General features: G+C 55.6%; 30 protein-coding genes. 22 read left to right on the top strand and 8 right to left on the bottom strand.

What is annotated here, in order from left to right:
- Nucleotides 1-37: 37 nt before the first annotated feature.
- Nucleotides 38-295 carry a hypothetical protein gene (locus SH302x_RS13750; RefSeq protein ID WP_479362976.1) on the bottom strand — a complete coding sequence of 86 codons (258 nt, stop codon included), beginning with the start codon at nt 293-295 and terminating at the stop codon, nt 38-40.
- A 156-nt stretch (nt 296-451) separates the two neighbouring features.
- Nucleotides 452-667, bottom strand: a complete 216-nt coding sequence (locus SH302x_RS13755) for a hypothetical protein (protein WP_479362977.1) — start codon at nt 665-667, stop codon at nt 452-454.
- 4 nt (nt 668-671) lie between these two features.
- On the opposite strand from SH302x_RS13755, the gene SH302x_RS13760 reads away from it, so the two are divergent.
- Nucleotides 672-851: a hypothetical protein gene (locus SH302x_RS13760; RefSeq protein ID WP_479362978.1), complete on the top strand. Its 180-nt coding sequence runs from the start codon at nt 672-674 to the stop codon at nt 849-851.
- 101 nt (nt 852-952) lie between these two features.
- Here the strand turns inward: SH302x_RS13760 and SH302x_RS13765 are convergent, their stop codons facing one another.
- From SH302x_RS13765 to SH302x_RS13780, 4 genes are all read right to left on the bottom strand, one after another.
- A complete protein-coding gene (locus SH302x_RS13765) occupies nt 953-1246 on the bottom strand; it encodes a hypothetical protein (RefSeq protein ID WP_479362979.1) in 294 nt (97 codons plus the stop codon).
- A gap of 150 nt (nt 1247-1396) precedes the next feature.
- Nucleotides 1397-1690, bottom strand: a complete 294-nt coding sequence (locus tag SH302x_RS13770) for a hypothetical protein (RefSeq protein WP_479362980.1) — start codon at nt 1688-1690, stop codon at nt 1397-1399.
- A gap of 174 nt (nt 1691-1864) precedes the next feature.
- Nucleotides 1865-2146, bottom strand: coding sequence for a hypothetical protein (locus SH302x_RS13775; RefSeq protein WP_479362981.1), 282 nt, complete (start codon nt 2144-2146; stop codon nt 1865-1867).
- A 276-nt stretch (nt 2147-2422) separates the two neighbouring features.
- Nucleotides 2423-3280, bottom strand: coding sequence for an amidoligase family protein (locus SH302x_RS13780; RefSeq protein ID WP_479362982.1), 858 nt, complete (start codon nt 3278-3280; stop codon nt 2423-2425).
- Between the two features lie 274 nt (nt 3281-3554).
- On the opposite strand from SH302x_RS13780, the gene SH302x_RS13785 reads away from it, so the two are divergent.
- The 20 genes from SH302x_RS13785 to SH302x_RS13880 all read left to right on the top strand — a co-directional run bounded on the left by SH302x_RS13785 (nt 3555) and on the right by SH302x_RS13880 (nt 19999).
- Nucleotides 3555-3761 (top strand): hypothetical protein, encoded by a 207-nt coding sequence (locus SH302x_RS13785; RefSeq protein ID WP_479362983.1) that lies wholly within the window; start codon nt 3555-3557, stop codon nt 3759-3761.
- A complete protein-coding gene (locus SH302x_RS13790; protein WP_479362984.1) occupies nt 3751-6021 on the top strand; it encodes a terminase gpA endonuclease subunit in 2271 nt (756 codons plus the stop codon). Before SH302x_RS13785 ends, SH302x_RS13790 begins: the two co-directional genes overlap by 11 nt.
- 112 nt (nt 6022-6133) lie before the next feature.
- Nucleotides 6134-6331 (top strand): hypothetical protein, encoded by a 198-nt coding sequence (locus SH302x_RS13795; protein ID WP_479362985.1) that lies wholly within the window; start codon nt 6134-6136, stop codon nt 6329-6331.
- Nucleotides 6332-6504: 173 nt separating this feature from the next.
- Nucleotides 6505-7887 (top strand): phage portal protein, encoded by a 1383-nt coding sequence (locus SH302x_RS13800; RefSeq protein WP_479362986.1) that lies wholly within the window; start codon nt 6505-6507, stop codon nt 7885-7887.
- Nucleotides 7853-9886 (top strand): phage major capsid protein, encoded by a 2034-nt coding sequence (locus SH302x_RS13805; protein WP_479362987.1) that lies wholly within the window; start codon nt 7853-7855, stop codon nt 9884-9886. The genes SH302x_RS13800 and SH302x_RS13805 overlap by 35 nt, the downstream gene beginning before the upstream one ends.
- A gap of 60 nt (nt 9887-9946) precedes the next feature.
- On the top strand, nt 9947-10276 hold the full coding sequence (locus SH302x_RS13810) for a DUF2190 family protein (RefSeq protein ID WP_479362988.1): 330 nt from the start codon (nt 9947-9949) through the stop codon (nt 10274-10276).
- A 9-nt stretch (nt 10277-10285) separates the two neighbouring features.
- The gene (locus tag SH302x_RS13815) at nt 10286-10639 is read left to right on the top strand and encodes a DUF2190 family protein (RefSeq protein WP_479362989.1); all 354 of its coding nucleotides are present in this window, start codon (nt 10286-10288) and stop codon (nt 10637-10639) included.
- Between the two features lie 3 nt (nt 10640-10642).
- Nucleotides 10643-10969 carry a hypothetical protein gene (locus SH302x_RS13820; RefSeq protein WP_479362990.1) on the top strand — a complete coding sequence of 109 codons (327 nt, stop codon included), beginning with the start codon at nt 10643-10645 and terminating at the stop codon, nt 10967-10969.
- Between the two features lie 119 nt (nt 10970-11088).
- Nucleotides 11089-11688, top strand: coding sequence for a hypothetical protein (locus SH302x_RS13825; RefSeq protein ID WP_479362991.1), 600 nt, complete (start codon nt 11089-11091; stop codon nt 11686-11688).
- Between the two features lie 5 nt (nt 11689-11693).
- Nucleotides 11694-12746 carry a hypothetical protein gene (locus tag SH302x_RS13830; RefSeq protein ID WP_479362992.1) on the top strand — a complete coding sequence of 351 codons (1053 nt, stop codon included), beginning with the start codon at nt 11694-11696 and terminating at the stop codon, nt 12744-12746.
- A 48-nt stretch (nt 12747-12794) separates the two neighbouring features.
- Nucleotides 12795-13085, top strand: coding sequence for a hypothetical protein (locus tag SH302x_RS13835; RefSeq protein WP_479362993.1), 291 nt, complete (start codon nt 12795-12797; stop codon nt 13083-13085).
- Nucleotides 13082-13465 carry a hypothetical protein gene (locus SH302x_RS13840; protein ID WP_479362994.1) on the top strand — a complete coding sequence of 128 codons (384 nt, stop codon included), beginning with the start codon at nt 13082-13084 and terminating at the stop codon, nt 13463-13465. The genes SH302x_RS13835 and SH302x_RS13840 overlap by 4 nt, the downstream gene beginning before the upstream one ends.
- Complete coding sequence (locus SH302x_RS13845; RefSeq protein ID WP_479362995.1) at nt 13462-13890, top strand: hypothetical protein; 429 nt, start codon at nt 13462-13464, stop codon at nt 13888-13890. Before SH302x_RS13840 ends, SH302x_RS13845 begins: the two co-directional genes overlap by 4 nt.
- A complete protein-coding gene (locus SH302x_RS13850; protein ID WP_479362996.1) occupies nt 13887-14453 on the top strand; it encodes a hypothetical protein in 567 nt (188 codons plus the stop codon). Before SH302x_RS13845 ends, SH302x_RS13850 begins: the two co-directional genes overlap by 4 nt.
- A 26-nt stretch (nt 14454-14479) precedes the next feature.
- On the top strand, nt 14480-14896 hold the full coding sequence (locus tag SH302x_RS13855; protein ID WP_479362997.1) for a hypothetical protein: 417 nt from the start codon (nt 14480-14482) through the stop codon (nt 14894-14896).
- 51 nt (nt 14897-14947) lie between these two features.
- Nucleotides 14948-15448, top strand: coding sequence for a hypothetical protein (locus SH302x_RS13860; protein ID WP_479362998.1), 501 nt, complete (start codon nt 14948-14950; stop codon nt 15446-15448).
- Between the two features lie 20 nt (nt 15449-15468).
- Complete coding sequence (locus SH302x_RS13865; RefSeq protein ID WP_479362999.1) at nt 15469-15726, top strand: hypothetical protein; 258 nt, start codon at nt 15469-15471, stop codon at nt 15724-15726.
- Entirely contained in the window at nt 15687-18890 is a 3204-nt protein-coding gene (locus SH302x_RS13870) for a phage tail tape measure protein (RefSeq protein ID WP_479363000.1), read from the top strand. The genes SH302x_RS13865 and SH302x_RS13870 overlap by 40 nt, the downstream gene beginning before the upstream one ends.
- Entirely contained in the window at nt 18890-19681 is a 792-nt protein-coding gene (locus tag SH302x_RS13875; RefSeq protein ID WP_479363001.1) for a hypothetical protein, read from the top strand. The genes SH302x_RS13870 and SH302x_RS13875 overlap by 1 nt, the downstream gene beginning before the upstream one ends.
- A gap of 87 nt (nt 19682-19768) precedes the next feature.
- On the top strand, nt 19769-19999 hold the full coding sequence (locus tag SH302x_RS13880) for a hypothetical protein (protein ID WP_479363002.1): 231 nt from the start codon (nt 19769-19771) through the stop codon (nt 19997-19999).
- Nucleotides 20000-20157: 158 nt separating this feature from the next.
- Here the strand turns inward: SH302x_RS13880 and SH302x_RS13885 are convergent, their stop codons facing one another.
- Complete coding sequence (locus tag SH302x_RS13885) at nt 20158-20655, bottom strand: hypothetical protein (protein ID WP_479363003.1); 498 nt, start codon at nt 20653-20655, stop codon at nt 20158-20160.
- Between the two features lie 20 nt (nt 20656-20675).
- Nucleotides 20676-20864, bottom strand: coding sequence for a hypothetical protein (locus tag SH302x_RS13890; protein ID WP_479363004.1), 189 nt, complete (start codon nt 20862-20864; stop codon nt 20676-20678).
- 227 nt (nt 20865-21091) lie between these two features.
- Between SH302x_RS13890 and SH302x_RS13895 the strand changes: the two genes are divergently transcribed.
- Nucleotides 21092-21901, top strand: coding sequence for a hypothetical protein (locus SH302x_RS13895; protein ID WP_479363005.1), 810 nt, complete (start codon nt 21092-21094; stop codon nt 21899-21901).
- Nucleotides 21902-22019 lie beyond the last annotated feature (118 nt).

A 22019-nucleotide genomic window follows, 5' to 3' on the forward strand; every position in this document is an offset into this window, starting at 1 on the left:
CGTTCGCGGTGTCCGTGGCATTCGTTTGGCCTGTGGTTTAGAGGATCTTTCCAAGGCGGCTGTTCTTCATCGCGTCCAGGGCTTGGACCGCGTTGAAGTGTTCGGTGAGAAGCGGGCCGGCGCTAGGTGTTTGTTGTGCGTCGGCGATTTCCAAGGCATCCGCCAAGGTCCGCAATCCGACAATCGCGTTGTAGTATGCGTCGCGGATCTCTTGGGCTTGGTGGGCATCCATCGCCTTGAAGATTTGGCGAAGGGTTGCATCCGTAGCTGCGTGTTGGTTGTTTGCGTTAGTCATGTTTTTGTCTCCGTTTCGGAAAAAGGTTTGAATCGTTTATGCGATAACACACATGAGCCATGCGGTTTGAAACACAGCAAGCCGGTTCCAAAAAGATTCCAGAATGTTTTTCCGAACTTGGCGTCCTTGCCAAGTTCTTCGTCGAAAGGTTGGCATTTATGCGTTTCGCTTTACTGGGAACCGGCTTGTGAGGGTGTCGAGTGCGTCGTGCAGGTCATCCATTCGTCTGAAGAACCGCAATATCTCTTTCTTGCCTTCTGTGGGAATGGTCTGTTGGTCCAATGCCTGGCGAAGTTCTTCGAGGAGTTCCGATGCAGCCAGGTGTGCGAAGTAGCAATCGTCGGCGGTAATCTCTTTGGTTCCGTTGAGCATTTGTATGTCTCTTGGTTTGAGTTGTGGAATCGTTTATGCGATGACACACATGAGCCATGCGGTTGGCGAAAGCTCAAGCCAAGCCTGCGAGAATCTCGGCAGAAATCTGAATGTTTCTGCCTTTGCGAACAATTCGCACACGATGCCACCGTTCGCATTGCTGCAGACCGTTGGCCACTATTAGTTACATACACGAAACAGGCCCACGTTGACGAACCGTTGGCCCAATATTGCCAACGATTCGTAGACCGAACCTCCGTGTTCGGTCTTCGCCTTTGCAGGGGCCTAGTCGTCAGAGAGATCGGTATTGGGATTCGTTGCCCGTTCTTCAAGGATGATCACCGGCAACGCGCTCTCGCAAAGAAGGTTCAAGGCTTCCTCAGCGAGATTCAGTTCTTCTTGAATCGCGGTAGCTGGTTCCCCGCGTACTCCACAGCCCTCGCATTCGAGCGTTTCAATCAGGCGAGTCAGCGATCCGCAAGCGCTGTTGAACGTGGCAAGAATATCGCGTGCACTTCCTGGTTGCATGTTGTCCAGGGCGGTCTTGATCGCAGCGAGCCGGTCGTAGTTCAGATTCATCTTGGTGTTCTCCATTTGGAAAAAGGTTTGAATGGTTTACGCAATGACACACATGAGCCATGCGGTTCCATGAACATCAAGCCGAGTCTGAATACATTTCAAAAAGATTCTGCCGGCGGCGCTTGGCCGCCGGCGAATCTGCGTTTTTCGTTAGTCTTTCCGCAAGAAGAACTCGAGCATTTTTTGTTGCTCGAGGAGTTTTGTAAGTTCCGCTCTTGCCTCTCGTGCGGCGCGGAGGTCGCCCTCGGCGAAATCAACCCAGGACATGCTGCATGGTTGGTCGGCCTGCAGTGCCTCTGTGTCTTTGATCGCCCCCTGAGCGCGTCGAAGCATGCATTGAGCTGCTTCATCCATTCGTCGCTTGGCATCGGGGATCATCCATTTGAGGCGTCGCAGTTGGTCCTGGATTGCTTGCTCGGCGCTCGTTTGATTCGTGTCGTTCATCTGCGTTTCTCCGTTTGGGAAAGGGAATGGAATCGCTTACGTGATGACACACATGAGCCATGCGGTTGGGGAAAGCTCAAGCCGATTACTGAATGTTTTTTGAATGTTTCTCCATGTTTCGTGGACCGCCGCGCATCCGTTCGCGGTGGTCGAAGCAATCGAATGCGAATCGATCTAGTTGGGCTCTTCGTCCGGCATAATCACTGGCAGGTAGCTCTCGTGAAGGATGGCCATCATGGTTTGCAGCCGGCGATGTTCTTCGAGCAACAGACCCTTTCGTTTTCCGTCGAACACGGTTGCGGCGAGTTCGATGTGTTCGCCGAGTTCGTAGAGTTGGTCCCAAACCGTGTGGAAGGCATCGCGGATGTTGATTGCTGTGTTGGGATCGCTGGCATCGAGGGATTGGAAGACGCTTCGAATGATTTGGCGGCGTTCGTTCTCTTGTGTTTTTGTCATTATTCTGGCTCCTGGTTTGTTGTGGTAAATCGTTTACGTGATGACACACATGAGCCATGCGGTTGGAGAAAGCTCAAGCCGATTCCTGAATGTTTTCTGAATGTTTTCCGCTACTTTCTTGCAGGCCGCGTGTCGCACAACGTTCGCGTGTATTGCGTCCGTTTGGAACTTGGGTATTTGGTCGCATGTAGTGTGAAGAACGCGACAGTGCGCAAGTGTTGCGACCAAGCGGAAGAACGCCGCGATTCCGTTCGTGGCGTTCGATGTGGTAGCGGTTTAGGCCGCGCGGTCGTATTTGCGGGCGAGCTCGAGGAGTTTGGTTTTGATCGTCTTCCATTCCGGTTTGGTTTCGCCAGCGATCTCTCCGTAGACCTTATCGCGAAGGGCACCCTTGTACCAACCTTTGGTCCATCCGAGTCGGTAGAACAATCGGTTGAGTTCGGTCTCGCCAAGGCCGGCACCTGGGCGATCCCAGCAACTCTTAGTTCCTTCCTTCTTGATGTAATCCCATTCGCTGCAGCGTTTGGTATTGAGGGCGAGTTCAACCAAACCCAAAACCATCATCAGGTATCCGACAACCTTTGTCTTGTTGAGCGTTCCGCCGAAGGCTCGGAATTCGATTCGGTTCTTACCGCGGGTCAGGTGGGTCAAGTTCAGCAGGTGGTAGCGATCCGATTCGCATCGGCTCTTGGCGTTGTCTTTGTTGCCGTATTGCTTTATTCGCTTGGCGTACATCATCTGTTCGCGTTTGCGGGTTCCGGTCGAAGCGTAGATCGCTCGTTCGTGGTTGCCGACCAAGGAAATCAATCGTGCCAAGGCGGCTGCGTCTCCGTGCCAGCTAATAGTTACGTGAAGTCCACAGCTGGAATTTACTCGGCCCCCGCGAGCGTTGATCTGGTCGATAGCGTTCTCGATCTGGCGTACGCCTTCAGCCCCTTTGAGTATTGGGCTTACAAATTCGCATCCTTTGCGAGAGGTGTTCTCGGGTCGGATACTTCCGTCGCGTTCTGCTTTCCATCCGGTTGGCAGCCAAGGTACTTGGTATCCGCTGTGGTAAGGTCCGATCGGTGTGTTGTCGGTGCTTGGGAGGGTGGTTTCGAATTCAATTCCGAAGGCGATTTCGTTTGCGTTCATCGTTCTGTTCCTTTGTGGTTCGAGGTGTGTTTTGCGTCGCGTTTTCTGCGTCGCGATGACACACATGAGCCATGCGTTTCGAGGAACATCCAGCCGATTCCTGCATGTTTTTTCAGTAATTCTGCATGTTTTTTGAGAGGCCACCGGTGCCCCAACACAACGCCACCGGCGCGTCCAAACATGCTCCGCATAACGAGGCGAACATGCGGCTAAAACGCGACAGTGCGCAAACGGTGGCCCCACGTTTCGAGATGCCAAACCATGGAGGAATGCGATGAGTGATGGAAACAACCAGGTCGATCCAACGAGGCTTTCGGTAGAGCAAGCAGCGAAGCTATTGTCAGCCGCTTACCGAGAACGCATCGAGCCAGAGAAGATCCGACTAGACCTTCAAAACGGTGCACCGGTGAACTTTGATGGAACGATCAACCTCGTGCACTACAGCGCATGGCAAGCAAAGGAGATGGGACGTGGCGAGTGATCCAAGGAAACTAAAACCAAGCGAGCTCTGTCGTTTGCTCAACTCGACACCGTTGGGCGAGGTGATCAGCGAACGCCAACTCTATCGGCATCGTCAACGCGCCGGCGCACGCATCGGCGACAACAAGACCGTCGATTTGCTTCGCTATTGCGCATGGATGCATGTCGTACGACATACGCCTCGCACAACAAACGGTGTCGATCCATATGATGCGATGAAGGAACGAGCGCGTGCGCGCAATGCAGCGCTCGCACTTGCCGGCCGCGACATTGGTGAACTACCTGAGGTCGATAACCCAGATCGCAAAGATCGCGCGTCGCGTGACTTCCGATACTTCTGTGAAACGTATTTCCCTCTGACTTTTCATCTCGCTTGGTCACCAGATCATATCAAGGTCATCAACAAAATCGAGCAAGCGGTTGTGCACGGTGGCTTGTTCGCATTGGCGATGGCACGCGGTAGCGGTAAAAGCTCGATTGCCGAAGTCGCGTGCATTTGGGCAGTGCTTTATGGGCATCGCAACTTCGTATGTTTGATCGGCAGTGACGAGGGGCATGCATGTGATATGCTCGATTCGATCAAAACCGAACTCGACAGCAACGAACTGCTCTTAGCCGACTTCCCAGAGGTTTGTTTTCCCATCCAAGCCCTCGATGGGATTTCGAATCGGGCGAACGGCCAACTCTATAAAGGGAAACGCACTCAGATTGGATGGACCGCAAAAGAAGTCGTCTTGCCAACGATCGAGGGTAGCAGTGCTAGCGGAGCGATTATCAAGGTCGCCGGCCTAACTGGCCGCATCCGAGGTATGAAGTTCAAACGTCCCGATGGCAGAACCGTGCGTCCGAGTCTCGTGGTTCTCGATGACCCGCAAACGGACGAGAGTGCTCGATCGCTTTCGCAGTGCGCGAATCGCGAAAGCATACTCGCGGGCGCAGTGCTTGGCTTAGCTGGTCCTGGCAAGAAGATCTCGGGCATCATGCCCTGCACGGTTATTCGTCCAGGAGATATGGCTGACAATATCCTCGATAGGAATAGGCATCCAGAATGGAATGGCGAACGAACCAAGATGGTTTATGCATTCCCTAAGAATGAATTGTTATGGGAGCGTTACGCCGAGATCCGTGCAGAAGGGATGCGTGGCGGTGATGGTGGTGAATCTGCCACCGAGTTTTATCGGCAGAACCAAGCTGCGATGGATGATGGGGCTGTAGTCGCTTGGCAGGAGCGATTCAACTACGACGAACTCTCGGCAATTCAGCACGCGATGAACCTCAAATTGCAAGACGAAGCAGCGTTCTTCGCCGAATATCAAAACCAGCCTCTGCCGGCGGAGACGGTTGTCGATGGGATGCTCAAACCCGAAGAGGTCGCCAGCAAATTCAACTGCATGGAACGTGGGTTGGTCTCGATCGGCGCGAATCATCTCACTGCATTCATCGACGTTCAGCAGAAGCTACTCTTCTATGTGGTCGCTGCGTGGGAGGATGATTTCACGGGTTATGTGATCGACTATGGTTGCTACCCCGATCAGCAGCGTCCGTACTTCACGCTACGTGAGGCTCGCCAGACGCTGAGCTCCGAAGCGACTGGAACCGGACTCGAGGGATCGATCTACGCTGGCCTCGAATCGCTGACATCGAAACTGCTCGAACGCGAGTGGCAACGCGATGATGGTGCAGCGATGCGGATCGGTCGCTGTTTGATCGATGCCAACTGGGGGCAATCGACGGATGTGGTCTACCAATTCTGCCGGCAGTCCAAGCACGCCGCTGTGATCATTCCCAGCCACGGTCGGTTCGTCGGCGCTTCGAGCTTGCCGTTTAGCGAGTATCGTCGCCGGCCAGGTGATCGCGTAGGACTCAACTGGCGTATCCCGAACGTACATGGCAAACGAGCCATACGACATGTGGTCTACGATACCAACTGGTGGAAGTCGTTTATCAACGCTCGGCTTCGTGTGTCGATGGGTGATCGCGGTTGCCTCTCGCTCTTTGGTACCAACGCCGAAACGCATCGCATGCTCGGCGAGCACCTAACTTCCGAGTACTTCATCAAAACCGAGGCCCGCGGACGGAGCGTTGATGAGTGGAAGCAGCGCCCGGAGCAGCCCGACAACCACTGGTTCGACTGTTTGGTTGGTTCTGCAGTCGCGGCATCCATGCAAGGAGTGATTCTTCCAGGCATCGAAGGTAAAGCTGAAGTCCGTAAGGAACGAATGAGCTTTACTGAAATGCAAAAGCGACGCCGGAGCAAATAGCTCTCGAGGATTGAATCAAAAAAAATCTTCTCATTCGTCCGTCAATCTACATGTGAACCGGGTATTCCTACAGATAGAAGTCCACGTCTTCATTCTTAGGTAGGCCGATAGCATGTCAGATAACTTGCAAGAGACGATTCGCGAGAGTGCGAAAGCACCCGCTAAGGCATCGGGAGATGCCGGAAGCGTCGAGCAGCACAAGCTCACCGAGCAGATTGCTGCTGACAAGTATCTGGCGTCCAAGGCGGCCGCCTCTAAGCCGAAGCGTGGCCTTCGATTTAACAAGCTCGTGCCACCAGGTGCCGACTAACCGTTCGCGCTTGATTGAGCTTGTTTCTATAGGCAGGGGTGTCGGGTTTAACAGAAGGGATTGATTCACGGATGTTTAAGTTGTTGTCAGGGATTCTGAGCAGGAACGGCGATCGTAAAGATCGGTCGCTCGTCCGTGGACGCTCAGCCCGACACCCCTGGTCGTTGGTGAGAATGCTTGGACGCTACGACGCTGCGACCACCACGATCGACAACGTTCGCCACTGGGCGGCCGCCGACGGACTATCGGCCAGCGCGGCCAACAGCCCTGAAGTACGCCGCACGCTACGCAACCGTTCGCGTTACGAGGTCGCGAACAACTCTTATGCCCGCGGTATTTCGCTGACTCTTGCCAACGACTGTGTTGGTACCGGACCTCGATTGCAAATGCTGACTGCGGATGCATTTGCCAACCGCTTCGTTGAGCAGGAGTTCTTTGCTTGGGCTGATGCAGTTGGCCTCGCAGAGAAGCTACGCACGATGCGGCTCGCTCGCGTTTCAGATGGTGAATCATTTGGGTTGCTGACCAGTAACCCAAGAGTCGACTCGCCAGTTCAACTCGATCTAAAGCTGGTCGAAGCCGAACAAGTCACCTCGCCCATCTTGGCTCTCGACAGTTATCGTTACCTCGATGGCATCCGATTCGATGAGCATGGCAACCCGATCTCGTACGATGTTCTCCGAGAACATCCAGGCGACGACGCATTCTCGTTGACCGAGAATTACGACACTATCGATGCCAATTCCATTCTTCACTACTTCCGCAGCGATCGGCCTGGGCAGATCCGTGGTATTCCCGACATCACGCCGGCGCTGCCACTATTCGCACAGCTGCGACGATTCACTCTGGCTGTATTGGCGGCTGCCGAAACAGCGGCTGATTTCGCAGGGATTCTTTACACCGATGCGCCGGCAGGTGGCGAAGCGGATGCGGCTGAACCGTTCGAGCCAATCGAACTGGAGAAGCGAGCTCTACTAACGATGCCAGGCGGCTGGAAGATGGCTCAGATGCACGCTGAGCAACCAGCTACGACTTACGCTGAGTTCAAACGCGAGATTCTCAACGAAATCGCACGTTGTTTGAACATGCCGTTTAATGTCGCCGCTGGTAATTCGTCGGGTTACAACTACGCCTCAGGGCGACTCGATCATCAAACCTACTTCAAGTCGATCCGTGTCGAGCAATCACAAATGGCTCGTACCGTTCTGGATCGCATTCTGTATGCATGGCTGCGCGAAGCGATTCTCATCGAAGGCTATCTGCCTAACTCGCTTCGCACTCTCGACTCATCGTTCGAGCATCAATGGTTTTGGGACGGACATGAGCATGTCGACCCAGCCAAAGAAGCCAATGCCCAGAAAATCCGCCTCGCCAATCATACGACAACTCTGGCCCATGAATACGCGAGGCAGGGGCGTGATTGGGAGGCGGAACTTAAACAACGCGCGAAAGAGATCTCGCTCATGCGTGAGCTCGGACTCTCGACCGATTCAACTTCACTTTCTCCAGGAGATGTAACGGATGACGAAGACATTGCAGTCGAACAAGCAGAGTGAGGTAGACGCTGAGTCGGTACCCAGCTCGCTGCGAATCGTTTGTGACGATGCCAGTTCGATCAATTTACAAGCCGCTGAGGCTGCCGAAGAAGGCAAGCCGGCGCTGCGAAAGTTCTCAATGGTCGCTTACACCGGTGGCGCGATGCGTCTTGGTGGCTGGCCATATCCCGTAGTCGTTGACTTAGCGGGCATGCGAGTTACTCGCAAGTCTCGCCCCATTCTCAAAGACCACGATCGCGCCAGTATCGTTGGTCACACCGACGACATCATGGTCGGCGATTCTCGGCTTGAAGTCGCAGGCGTGATCTCAGGTGTGGGCAATACCGCGCAAGAAGTCATCGCTACCAGCGAGAACGGTTTCCCTTGGCAAGCATCGCTCGGCGCGAACGCCGACAAAGTTGTCTTCATTCCTGAAGGCAAGACTGCAACCGCCAACAGTCGCGAGTTCAAAGGCCCTGTTTACATCGCTCGCAAGTCAACGCTGGGTGAAGTCTCGTTCGTAGCCCTTGGTGCCGACGATGACACCGAGGCTCGGATTGCAGCTGGCCAGTCTGGCGATGACGAGGACCTCGATAGCGAACAGCCGGATGACGACACCACCGAGTCCGATGATTCGGAGCTTGACCCGGTGAACGCCAGCTTGGATATGGGCAGCAAGCCCAAGCGTCCTGTCACGAGTGGAGTCGTTTCCAAGATGCGTATCGAAGCCGCTGCTGAATCCAAGCGTATCGCCGGCATTCGCAAAGTGTGTGCTGGCAAGCATCCAGAGATCGAAGCTCGCGCCCTTGAAGAAGGCTGGAGCGTTACCAAAACGGAGTTGGCAGTGCTACGAATCGAACGACCTAAGGCCCCTGATCAACAGGCAAGCCAACCGATGTACCGACGCGAAGTCCTCGAGGCAGCTTGCTGCTTATCGGTAGGACTCGACGAAACCAAGTTGCTCAAGGCCTACGGAGAGCGAACGCTCAACGCTGCCGATCCGCTTCGGCACATTGGCTTGCGTGAGCTCGTCGCCGAGTGCGCGCGGCTCGAAGGCTTCGATGTTCCGCGCGTCTTCGGCGATGGAACGGCAACGATTCGTGCCGGATTCTCGACGATGTCGCTTCCTGGCATCCTCGAGAACGTTATGAATAAGACGCTCCTGTCTGCCTACGAGTCGACGCCGATCGCCGCGTTTGATTTGTGCAGCATCGGAACTGTGAGCGACTTCAAGGAGATCTCTCGTTATCGACTGCTCGGTACCGGTGGCTTCGAAAAGGTTGCGCCCGATGGTGAATTGAAGCATGGCAAGCTCTCCGACCAAAAGTACAGCAACAAGGCTGATACTTACGGTCAGATCCTTGCACTGACTCGCCACGACATCATCAACGACGACCTCAACGCGTTCATGGACATCCCACGTCAAATGGGACGTAGCGGAGCGGAGTCGATTGACGAGCTGTTCTTCACGCTGCTGCTCAAGAACACCGCGTTCTTCTCCTCAGCCAATGGCAACTTGCTCACAGGTCCAGACACCAAGTTCGGTCCCGAGTCTCTCACCGTTGCCAAGACCACCTTCCGCAAGCAGAAGGTTGGTCCTGGCAACAAGGCCAAGGATCAGAAGCCGATCAACATTCGGCCCGAGTTCTTGGTCGTTCCCGTGGAAATCGAAACCGATGCGGAACTGCTGATGGGTTCGGCGCAGTTGATGATGGATGCCCAAGGAACGCCGACCAAGATTCCGGTCGACAACCCTCACCGCAACAAGTATCGCGTCATTTCAACACCGCACTTGTCGGACAGCTACTACCAGGGAGCCAGCGGCTCGGCTTGGTATCTGTTCGCAAATCCGAATGTGCTGCCCGCGTTTGAGATCGTGTTTCTCAATGGTCGACGTACGCCGGTCATCGAACGCGTTGAGATGCCGGCCAACACGCTCGGTATGGGCTTCCGCTCTTACATCGACTTCGGTGTGAACTCGCAAGACCCACGTGCTGCGGTGAAGGTCACCGGCGAGTAAGCCTCGTCTCCGGACCGTTCTGAAACCAACCATTCTTTGTCCTCAAGGATTCCATAATCCATGCAAGCTCAATTTGTTCATGACGGTAAGGCCGTCGATTTCACTCCCACCGTTGATGTCGCGGTTGGATCAATCGTGATCCAAGGCGACTTGGTGGGAATCACCAAACGCGACATCAAGGCCGGCTCGCTTGGCTCGATCGCCGTGGAAGGTGTCTTTGATATTCCCAAAGACCCTGCCTTGGCTGTCGAGTTCGAAGCAGGCACCAAGGTATACGTCGACGAGGATGGCAGCGTCGTCGCTGACGATGTTGGCACCACCTATCTCGGCAAAGTCGTCAATGACGCTGCCGCCACTGATTCCTTCGTTCGCGTTCGCCTGAGCCAGTGATGAGACGCCGTGAGCAACAACGCACAAATCATAAATGCAGGAACCATCTTCGTCGCGGATGGTAACACCTTGCCGATCGTCCCCGAGTCCGACGTGGCCGCTGGCTCAGTGGTTGTCGTCGACCGGCTCGTGGGCATCGCAAAGTTTGGGATTAGTGCGGGCTCACGTGGCAGCATCACGATGCGGGGCGTCTTCGATGTCGTGAAAGATCCAACCACCAACATTCCCGCTGGCACGATCCTTTACTGGTCGGAGATCAGTTGGCATGTGGTCAAGAACGCTTACGCCCATCCGATGATGGGCAAAGCCATCGAGTCCGCTCCACCAGGAACCCGCTGTGTCCGTTTACGACTGAGTCAATAAGCCATGGGATCAATCGCAAAAGTAACTGTCGATCGCGCACGGTCTGTTCAGCCACTGCGTCTGGCAAACGGCCAGGTTAGCCAGTGGATCTCGGTGGGCGAATTCCGCAGTTGCTTTTGTATTGCCAAGCAATCGACGCCATCGCAGTGGACGATCGAAGGCTGGCTTCCCAACGAAGAGGTCGCAGAACTCGCCAAGTACGAGAGTGAGTTGTTCGATCCAACTAATCCGCGCTACGTCACGATGAAGGCGATGTGTGGGCTGCCCATTCGCTTCGTGGCTTCGACGCCGCAGTCGAATCCGCAGCTGTGGGTGGTGTTCAAGAGTTAGCGACGACTACCGCTGGCCCGCACCAGGGGCACGAGTTGAGCCTCGGCTCTCCAAACGATCCCTGCGTTTGCGGTCCAGCGTTAGTCGTCACCGTCAACAGTTTTATCAACGAGCTCAATATGATTCATAAACAATTGATTTCAGCCTGTGCACTGATGCTGCTCGTATTGGCTGGCTGCGATTCGGGCGTCGTCAACGTTCGTGCATTGCCAACGCCTGCACCGGAGCAACCACCAGCGAACCTGCCAGTGCAATTGCATCAGCGCAATTGGACAGGCTCGCTTGGCCAAGGGAGCTGCGTCCATGCATCGCTCGTGAACCATCTCCGTTGGCTCAATAGATTCGAGCTTGGCGAACGCTGGCGAGCGACCTATGCCGATGGCGAGTGGGACTCACGTCTGCGTGATCGCTTGGATGCTGCCGGCATTGACTACAGCTACACGCTCAAGGCTGATCCTCGTTTCCTCGATTGGGCAAGTGCAACTAGGCGAGGTGCAATCCTCTGGTGGAAGCCAGCGCACTGCTGCACGTTCGTTGGCTGGATCGAGCGTGATGGGAAGCAATACGCAGCGATCCTCGACAACAACTATCCGGGGCGCTTCGAACTCACGCCTCGCGAACAGTTCATCCGCTTGTGGGCAGGCTATGGAGGCTTTGCCCTGACCGTTCTCAACGATCCCAGCAGTTCACTGCCTTACCAAAGTTATGAGGTTCTGTAATCACCATGATCAACGATACGATTCGAATTCGCTTAAGTCTGGGCCTGATCGTGGTGGCAATCGTCCACGCGATTCTCCTGGGTGTTGTCTTCACTGCTTTACATAACAAGCCGGCGCAGCCTCAGCCTGAGCAGAGCTGGACGGTACCCAACTATCGACCAACTTCGCCAAGTGTGGGCACGATCGAAAAGTTGCAAGAGCCGCAGTCGGTGAACTTGCAGGCCCAAGGTGAGATCAAGCAACAGATCCGCAACTGTCCGCCGAATTGCCTACCACAACGCGTCTATCCCGCGCCGGTGGTAGTTCAACCCACAATTGTGCAACCGACCGTCGTGACGCCAACGGTGACGCCCACAGTGGCCCAACCAGTCCCCGTCACGCCGAACTTTGTGGATGTTCCAAAGCCCGCTCAAGAACCGTTGGTTGTAACTCCCGTTTCGAATCCCGCAGCTCCTCCACCGAAGAAGAGTTACCAGATCGCGCTGTTCGTTAACACCGATGCAACAAGTCAGCGACTGCAGGAATGGTTCACTCAGAACAAGCAACTTGCGGCGCTCAAGGAAAGCTGCGAATTCCAGGTCTATACGGCAACCAATGCGATCTACAAGACTCGCTATGCCGACATTGTGCCCGCAGAACAGTTCCCTGTGGTGCTCTTCCAAGACGCAACCGGCGGGCACATCCACGCCGCTGGTCGTTCGATGATTCCGAGCACGCCGGACGAGCTCTACTCGGATTTGCGTCATGGATACACGCTCTACAAGCAAGCCAAAGAAGCGCAGAAGACTGGAGCAGTGAAAACCAAAGGTTACTCCTGGGACGATGCGATCACGCCGACGCTGTATCTGTCGGCCGAGGATTGTCCCGATGGCTATTGCCCAACGCCACCCTCTGAAGACCGTCGACCATTGGATCGAGTGCGCGATCTCTTCGACGGAGCGAAAGACACTCGCAACGCACTGCTTTGGCTCTCGGCCGGCGAGATCGCAACGGTCGCGCTCATCGGAATCGCAGCCGTCCTGCTCGTGTTCATTCTGATCAAACGCGGCATTAGCTGAGCGTTGCTTTAACCCAATCCACTCTCCTAGATGAGGTTCAACCCAAAAATGTTATTAGCCATCGCCATCATTGTGGTCGTCGTCCTGCTGGCAGTTGCGCTGCTTCCTGTGAAGAAACGGGAACCAGAGCAACTCAAGCAAGCGTCGCCCGTTGCGTTCTTAACTCCAGAACCAGCCCAGCCCGTTCGTCAAACAACGCTTCGTCAGCAACAGCTTGACGAAGAGGCGAATGCCGTTGCTTCCGAGTACCAACGCCGCGCCGATGCGGTTTGGCTCGATGAAGTTCGAACGAAGGCTTCGAAGCTGCTGGGCAACACGAAGGCAAAAGCCGAGTCATGACAGACATGCTTCAAAAGGGCCAGGAGTGGCTTGCCTCCAAACTCACCCAGCACGCGTCTCGCCAGGTCGTGTATCGCCGAGGAGAGCTTGGAGCCGTGCTCCAAGCAACAATCGGCAAGTCGATGTACGACCAGGACGATGGCGAGGGAATTGTCACTCGCAGCCAGGTCCGCGACTTCCTGATCGACACTCAATCTCTGCTCCAGTCGATCATCGGAACGTTGCCACGCCGAGGAGACACGATCGTTGAGATCGATGGCAACCACACCTTCATCTTTGAAGTGATGGCCCTTGGTGGCGACCCACCTTGGCGCTACAGCGACCCATTCCGTTTGAAACTCCGCATCCACACCAAACAGATCGAATCCCATCCCTCATGACGACCGTTCTACAAGTTGCCGACAGCGTCACCGCCCAGCTCAATGCCGCCGAGTTCGATTTCGAGTTCGTGGCCGAGCGTTTGTACGTTCCCAACTTCGACCTCGAAGACATGAAGGAACTTCGCGTGAGCGTGGTGCCTCGCGACGTCGAGTTATTGCCTCATGATCGCGCCCATAACCGATACCACTGCCGTGTGGATGTTGCTGTGCAGAAGAAGTTTTCGAAGGGAACCAATGAGGAGATCGACCCGCTGGTGGACCTGGTGGAAAAGATCACAGACGAGTTTCGCTTGAAGCGGCTCGTGTCATTTCAAGCAGCTCGCTGCGTGAAGGCCGAACATGCCGTGCTGTACTCCAGTGAACACTGGGAGCAACTGCGTCAGTTTACAAGTTTGTTGACCTTAACCTTTGAACTGGCGCGATGATCAGGCTCACCGTTCGAACACAATTCGATAAGCGAAAGCTGAAGAAGAAGGTGGAAACTGCCACCTTTACATCGATCAGCGAGGCCGGCGGTGCCATCCGTAAAACAGCAAGTCGGAGCATTCGTAAGCGTAAAAACCCATCCAAACCTGGAAGCCCACCGAATACCCAGACAGGCATGCTCAGGCGAGTCATTCGCTACGAAGTAACCAATAACAAGACCGAAGTCATCATCGGGCCTGTGAATGAGATCGCAGGCCGCCTTTGGAACCTGCATGAATTCGGTGGCGTGGCAACCAAACGCCGCAAGCTGAAGCCACATCGCTTTCGAGTTGGCGAGCATGGTCCGATCCGAATCAAACAGCACGGAAACAAGACGAAGTTTGCGCGGATCGAATTGCGAACCGCAGCACAAGCCAATCGAGCCACTCGCTTGGTTGCTGAAGAGAACGAACGTCGCAGTGACAACAAACCTCGTCATTACCCCAAGCGCCCCTTCATGAAGCCGGCACTGGATGCCAACCGGAGTCGGCTCCCCATGTTTTGGGCCAACTCAGTCAAGTAAACGTTCGCCATAAGGAATCATTCACGATGCCAGAAGTAAGACTTGGTCTCGAAGCCGTCCTCACCGTCGACGGCGTCGAGATCACCAATGTCAAGGATTTGACGGTCAGCCTTGAAAAGGCCGAAGCCGACGCCAGTACTCGTGCCAACAACGGCTGGCGCGCAACGGTCGGAACACTGAAGGATGCGTCCATCGAGTTCACAGTGCTGAACAAGGATGGGGATAGCGCTTTCGGCTTGCTTCAAGGCTTGTGGAGCAGTGGTGATCCTTGTGATGTCGGCATCAGCGACGCTGGTGGCACGCTCACACTGACCTGCGAAGTGATGACCTTCAATGTCAACCAGAACTTGGAAGAGGTCATCTCCGCTGATGTGACTCTCAAGCCAACGCAGTCGAGTTCCGGTGGCGGCATGAATGTGGGACCTGGCTTAGCTGGTCCTTGATCGCTGTCGTTGTCGTTGGTTTAGAGGATTCATAACACTCAGGGAGGCATCATGCAGAAGTTCGTTGACCGCGCCGGTCGCATTTGGATTGTGGATATCGATAACACGACGCTGCGCCGCGTGAAGACTCTCACAGGGGTGCATCTGCTGGAAGCGATCGACGGTGATTTGATCACACGACTCTCGACCGATCCGTTGCTCCTCGGCGATGTGCTATTTGCGATTTGCAAGCCGCAAGCTGATCAGCAGCAGATCACGGACGAAGCCTTCGGTGAGGGCCTTGCTGGAAACTCGATCGACGATGCAACCGGTGCACTCCTCGAAGCGTTGATCAATTACTTCCCGGAGTCCCGACGCCGTCTTCTGCGGAAGGCGGCCGAGAAACAGAAGTTGATCGAGACTCGGGGGATCAATGCGATCGAGAAGCGACTGGACGATCCGAACTTGGTCGACAAGCTCGTCGAAGATCTCGAACGCAAGCTCGCTGTGCCGACATTGAGCGACTCATCGTCCGACTTGCCGGCATCGTCGGAGTCGATCCAGGTCCCTTAACGCTTCGCCAACTTGTGCAGATGGCTGAGGCCAGACGCCAGCACGACTGGAATGTCGCCAGCACGATCATGGCACTGATGGCCGAGATGAACCGTGATCGCAAGCGACGTCGCAAGCCATTCAAGCCCGACGACTTCAATCCTTACGCAGACCAGAAACCGATCGTTGCTCGCGGAAGTGTTGAGCAAGCTGCAGCGATGCTCGGTGCGAGTTTTCAACCCAAATTAGCCGAGTTGCTATGTCTCAAGTCAAAGCCGGAGGAGCCTACGTCGAGCTGACCGCGAGGAGTGCGCAGTTCCTCAAGGGGCTCGAGGCTGCGCAGAAGCGGCTGAAATCATTCGGCGCGTCCACGCGAATGATCGGCACCAAGCTGATGGGACTAGGAGTCGCGGCCGCAGCTCCTGTGGCTGGAAGTGTCGCCGTCTATGCAAACTTCGATGATGCCATTCGCGCCGCAGGTGCGGTGGCAGGCGCGACCGGAGCGGCTTTCGATTCCTTGCGTGAGAAAGCCAAGCTTCTCGGGGCAACCACGAGTTTCTCGGCGAGTGAAGTTGCCTCGCTGATGACCGAGCTCGGACGAGCCGGTTTCTCACCGAAGCAGATCGAAGAGATGACCGGCGCTGTGATGAATCTTGCGCGAGCCACAGGTACCGACGCAACGCTCAGCTCCGGCATCATGGCCGCCACGATTCGACAGTTTTCGATGGCAGCCACTGATGCGGTGCGAGTTGCTGACGGATTGACGGCTGCCGCCAACAAGTCGTTTAACTCGGTCGAATCACTCGGCGAGGCCTTGTCGTACGCCGGTCCCGTGGCTGCCGATGCCAACATGAGTCTCGAAGAGACGCTCGCCATTCTCGGCACGCTTGGCAATCTCGGGATTCAAGGCAGCGAGGCCGGAACCGCGCTGCGTCGTTTGCTCACGCTCAGCGCCTCGGAGTCAGAGAAGTTTCAAAAGGTCTTTGGTGTTGCTACGAAAGACGCACAAGGCAACGCTCGCAAGCTCGTCGACGTGCTTGGGGAAGTTGCTGCTGCGACCGCCAACATGGGTTCTGGGGATCGGGCTGCTGCATTTAACGAAGTGTTTGGATTGTTGGGCATCACAAGCGCATCGGCAATCGGCAAGTCGGTCACCGATACCAGGCAATTGCTCGGCGAGATTCAAAAGGCCCGTGGAATCTCCGCCAAGACCGCTGCTGATATGGACTCGGGAATTGGCGGTGCCTTCCGAATTCTCAAGAGCTCGATAGAGGGCGTGGCCATTGCGATCGGCGAATCACTCGATCTCTCTGTGACCAAGATGATGAATGCGATCTCACGGGCATTGTCTGGACTCACCGAATGGATCGGCAAGAACCAGGAAGTGGTCAAGAAGGTCGCCCTCATCGTTGCCGGCGTGGTTGGTGTCGGCGCAGCGTTCATCGGCATCGGTAGCGCCGCTGGTGTGGCTGCATTCGCGGTCGGTGGTTTGGCTTCGATGTTCTCGCTGGCGGGAACTGCGATCGGTGTCCTTGTGACCATGATCGGCGCTCTGTTCACGCCTCTCGGTCTGGTTGTCGCTGCCGTTGCGGCACTGGGTGCTTACTTCATCTACTCCACCGGCATCGCTGGCCAAGCGATCGAGTACTTGAAAGGCGTCTTCGAAACGCTGAAGGCCGACACGATCAAGGCCTTCGGTGCGATCGCAAATGCACTGGCTGCCGGTGACATTACCGCCGCAGCCAACGTACTGTGGACCTATCTCAAGCTGCAGTGGATCAAAGGCACAACCTATCTCAAAGGCGTTTGGGCCGACTTCACCAATTATCTCTCCGATGTTTGGGGCGACACGGCTTATGCGGTCGGTGATGTACTGATCAGTGCGCTCTCAGGCCTCGCCAGCGTATGGAATGCAACGCTGGGTTTCATGGCCGATGGCTGGACGATCCTCACAACCTCAGTTCAGAAGGGCTGGAACTCCACGATCGGCTTCCTCAAGAAAGGATTCATTCGGCTTCGTGAACTCGTCGACATCGCTGGCGACGTTTCTGTTCAGATCGGTGGCGTGCTCATCAATGCTCTGGCAGGCGTTGAAACTGCTTGGGTCGAAACCATCGACTATCTCGCCGATACCTGGTCGGTGTTCGTCGCCCAAGTCAAGTCGATGTGGAATTCGACGGTGGGCTTTCTACGCAAGGCATGGATCAAACTCAAGTCGCTGTTTGATGACGATGTGAATGTCGAAGTCGAAATGGCCAAAATCGACAAGGAGATCCGGACAGCGGACGAAGCTGAAGAAGCCAAGAAACAGCAAACCATCGCCGATCGTATGAAGCGGCGCGACGCTCGGAAACAGCAGATCGAATCAAACCGTGTTCAGATGCAGGAAGGCATCAAGCAGCAACTTGAAGAACGTCGCAAGGCACGCGCAGGTCGCGACATTGATGCCGAGATGGCGGTTATCGATCAGGAGACTGAAGCCAAGAACCAAACCGTTGATGCATCGAAAGAGGAACAGTTCAAACAGAACGAAACTGCCGGACAATCGCGACAAAAGACGATTGAAGATACCACCGCAGGCGTTCAAAAGACCCTCGATCAAATGCGAGAAGAGGCTCGTGTTGCCCGCGAAGCTGGTCGCCAATCGCCCGAGGATCGCGCTAAAGAACGTGACCAGCAGGTAGCCGCCGCTCAAGCTGAGTTCGACGCAGCTGTGGAAGCAGCCAATGCTGCAAAACCGCAAGAGCCAGAAGCCCCCAAAGAACAAGACGCCGGCACTCCGATCCCTCCTATACCCGCGCCACCAGTACCCGGCGATTTGAAGGTTCCCAAGGTCGAAGTCGATGGCATCAAAGATCCCAAACTGAAGCCGCCCAAGAAGAAGGACCTCAAGCTTGGCCTTGATCGGTCGGCCAAGGATTCGCTGGATCAGTTCTCTAGTGGCCCAGAAGCAGTGGCCGAGAAGACCGAAGCGGCCGGCAACTTCGATAGTCGCGGTCTGGGACTTGGTAGCGGCGCATCGCTGATTCCAACTCTGCAAGTCGCTGACAAACCCGACGTTGATGAAGATGCCGATGCAGGCGATCTTGATGTCGATTCGCAGTTGGACACCGAGCCCGAAAACATGGAGGTGCCCGAAGTCCTTGTTCCGACAAAAGAGACGCCAATAACGCAGTCTCAAGACATGTCGGAGGAAGAACTCGACGAGCTGGCCGACGCGCTGTTTCCTGAAGAAACCAAGCCATCGCTCAACCTGGAATCTCTTATTGCATCTTTTGCTGCGGTGCGAGTTCGACTCGAGGAGTTCGATGCGGCTCTATCACAAAGCGTCGCACGGCTGCAGATGCCACCAGTCACCGGCGAAGGCCTGTCGGATGATGTCAAGCGAGCCATCATTCAAACCGCTGAGAACACCGCTCAGCTGGCCGAACGCGCCCGCACGGGAGGCTTCGTGTTCAGCTAATGGGATTCTCACACGGTGGATACAATTTTGAATTGGCCGCGCTGTCCAAGAAGGCAACGCGTGGCAAGACGACCTCGGATACGTTCGTCTATGTGGCGACCAATGGTGGCTTAGTCGACCCGGCAGTCGCTGCAAGCGCGGCGCTGGCCCACTATCGAGCCACCCAGCGAGACCTGATCCCCTATCTACAGATTGATGGCGAGTACATCAACGACAAGCACGCGCTCGTCACGGCGTCAATTAATCGGACCAAGCTTGATCCTGTCTCGTTTAATACGACCGGCGCGTCAACGCATCTCAATCAATCGCTCTTCACTCGTGGAATCTATGCTGCCCCTGGCAAGATCGCTCCCAACTATCGCGGTGCAATTGGTGTAAGTGACTCGGGCGTCGCAGGTGTCGACGTCACTGTTCCCGCGTTCGAGTTCTCGGTCCGCAAGAAGTTTGAATTCGTCTCGACGGCATACCTTCTCGCGATGGTCGCGATGACCGGCCGCGTCAATTCAAGTCCCTGGTCGATCTTTGCGCCAGGCGAGGCCTTGTTCCTGGGTGGCGAAGGCGGCGAGGACGAACAGAACTGGGTTGATGTGACTTATCACTTCGCGGCGCGGCCCAACGAGATCAACCTTACGGTTGGCAACATCTCCGGCGTGGCGAAGCGAGGCTGGGACTATCTCTGGGTCAAGCACGGCGAAGAGGTGGTTGGTGATCGCGTCCTACAAGTTCCTGAAGCGGCCTACGTCGAGCAGGTTTACCCCGAAGCGAACTTCAACGCATTGGGGATCGAGTAATGGCGAGGCGCGTTCGGCCAGGCGAGAAACTCAATATCACGGCAGCGGAATACAACCGTCTGCTCGCGGCCGCCGATGCAGTTGCGCGTGACCGACTTGCCGGTGGCGCAGGAAACCGCATCCACGTTCGCGACGCTGCCACCGTTCGCGTTCACTTTCAATCTTCGACCACTGTGCCCATCGGTGGAATCGTCGGTTTTAACGCCCCACTGGGCGATCCAGACGTCGACAATTCAGCACTCGCTCGCTTCGTACGCGACGCCACAATCCAATCGGTTCGACCTGTCGCCGACGAGCACACAGGTCGATTCGGTGTAGCCATTGAGCCGATCGCCGAGGACAAAGTCGGTCGCGTGGTATTCGCCGGCGTGGTTGCCGCTCGTGTGAATGTTCAAGAGACCTGGCATCAATATGCCGACGTCGCCGACTCAGGAGGAACGACGCTCCAGTCGAAGCCCAACGGCTCGGCCCAGATCCTATGGCGACGTGATGCGAATCAGACCGGCGTCCAGTGGGCTGTCGTTCGCGTTGGTAAGCCGGCCGATCCTGCGTTCCTGGCGAAGGTTCCCAGCGGTGGTATCCCTGGTCGCTCTGGTCTTGCGACCGGTTCCGCCAACTGCGACCTCTTTCAGCTCGACGATGCTGGCACCATTGAGCCGGTCTTGAAACCGAATGGACAAGGTGTTCGTATTATCGCTCGCAACCCGAGCGCTCAGCGGATTCGTGGTCCGGTTTCCAACTACGAAGGTGATCAGTATCTCAGCGTCACCTACGATGGCATTCGTTCCTGGATCATCGACCCGCCCAAGCAGACGTTGCTTTGCAAACCAGTATCTCGTCTCAAGGCGAAAAGCTGGGGCATGGCTCGCGAACTGCGATATGCCAACGGTGTCTGGGCACCGATCGGAGTAAAGGTCGCGGTCTACAATGTCTGTGACTATGCCCTTCTGACAAGCCAACAGATCGTCTGTCACTTTCACGAGGACACCAGCGCTTACCTAACCATCGGCTGCCGCTGCTGCGAGGGAAGCAGTAGTTCAAGTTCCAGCAGCATCTCGTCTAGCTCTTCGAGTTCATCCTCATCGTCATCGTCGAGCAGCTCCAGCAGCAGCTCCGGCAGTAGTTCATCGAGCCCATCCTCGTCGAGCAGTTCAAGCGTCTCATCAAGTTCATCCAGTTCCATCAGCTCATCGAGTAGCCAATCCTCAATGAGCTCATCGTCGAGCGAGCATTCAAGTTCGTCGCAATCCTACTCGGCACCGTCGGTCTCAAGTTCTGGATCGAGTTCGTCTAGTCTTTCGAGTTCATCCGGCTCGAGCTCGTCGCATTCAAGCTCAAGCCAATCATCAAGTTCTGGATCATCCGCATCAAGCGGATCTTCTTCCGACTCGAGCCAATCTATTTCACTGAGTGAGCCCTCTTACTCAAGCAGTCACTCATCGAGCGGATCAAGCTCTGATTCGAGTCATTCGAGCAAGTCCAGCGGCTCCAGTGGATCGAGCTCGAGTGAATCGGAGTCGAGTGAGTCCGAATCAAGTGAATCAGAATCCAGCCAGTCTGAATCGAGCGAATCGGATTCGTCGCGAGAAAGCGAATCGTACTCCAGCGACACCAGTTACAGCCAGTCATACAGCGACAGCTACTCGGGATCATCCAGCGGTAGCGATTCCAGCAAGAGCGAATCGAGCGGAAGCGACAGCAGCCAATCCGATAGTTCAGAAAGTGAATCGGTTAGTTCGGAAAGCGAAAGCGAGTCGGAAAGCCAATCGGATTCCCAAGATCCGAGCAGTGACAGCCGATCAGTACCAAGTTACTCATGGCCTAGCTATTCAGAGCCCAGTTACTCCAGTGGCAGCGGGTCTGCCTCGGCGAGTGAATCCAGCGACAGTGCGAGTGAATCGCAAAGCGAGTCGGAAAGCCAGTCGGAAAGCGAATCAGGCAGTGAATCGCGATCAACGAGCGAGCCATCGAGCAGCGATGGTTCAGAAAGTCGATCCAGTAGCGATCGACCAAGTTACAGCGAAAGTGAAAGCTATAGCGTTCCCTGGTCGACCAGCCATTCCACCAGCGGATCTGGCAGCTATTCGCAGAGCGGCTCTGGAAGCGGATCAACGAGCGGCTCAGGCAGTGATTCATCGCCATCGACAAGCGATTCGAATGATCCTTCGACAAGTGACTCCCATGATCCATCCACCAGCGAGTCGGATCGTCCGAGCGTAAGCCATTCTGATAGCGAACCGCCAAGCGAACCTCCCACATCCGACAGCAGCACGAGCGAGCCCTGCAATACGACATGGATCTGGTCCTGCGGTTGGCAGCTCCTTGAAAGTGATTGTCC

This window comes from Njordella calcicola, assembly GCF_056494125.1.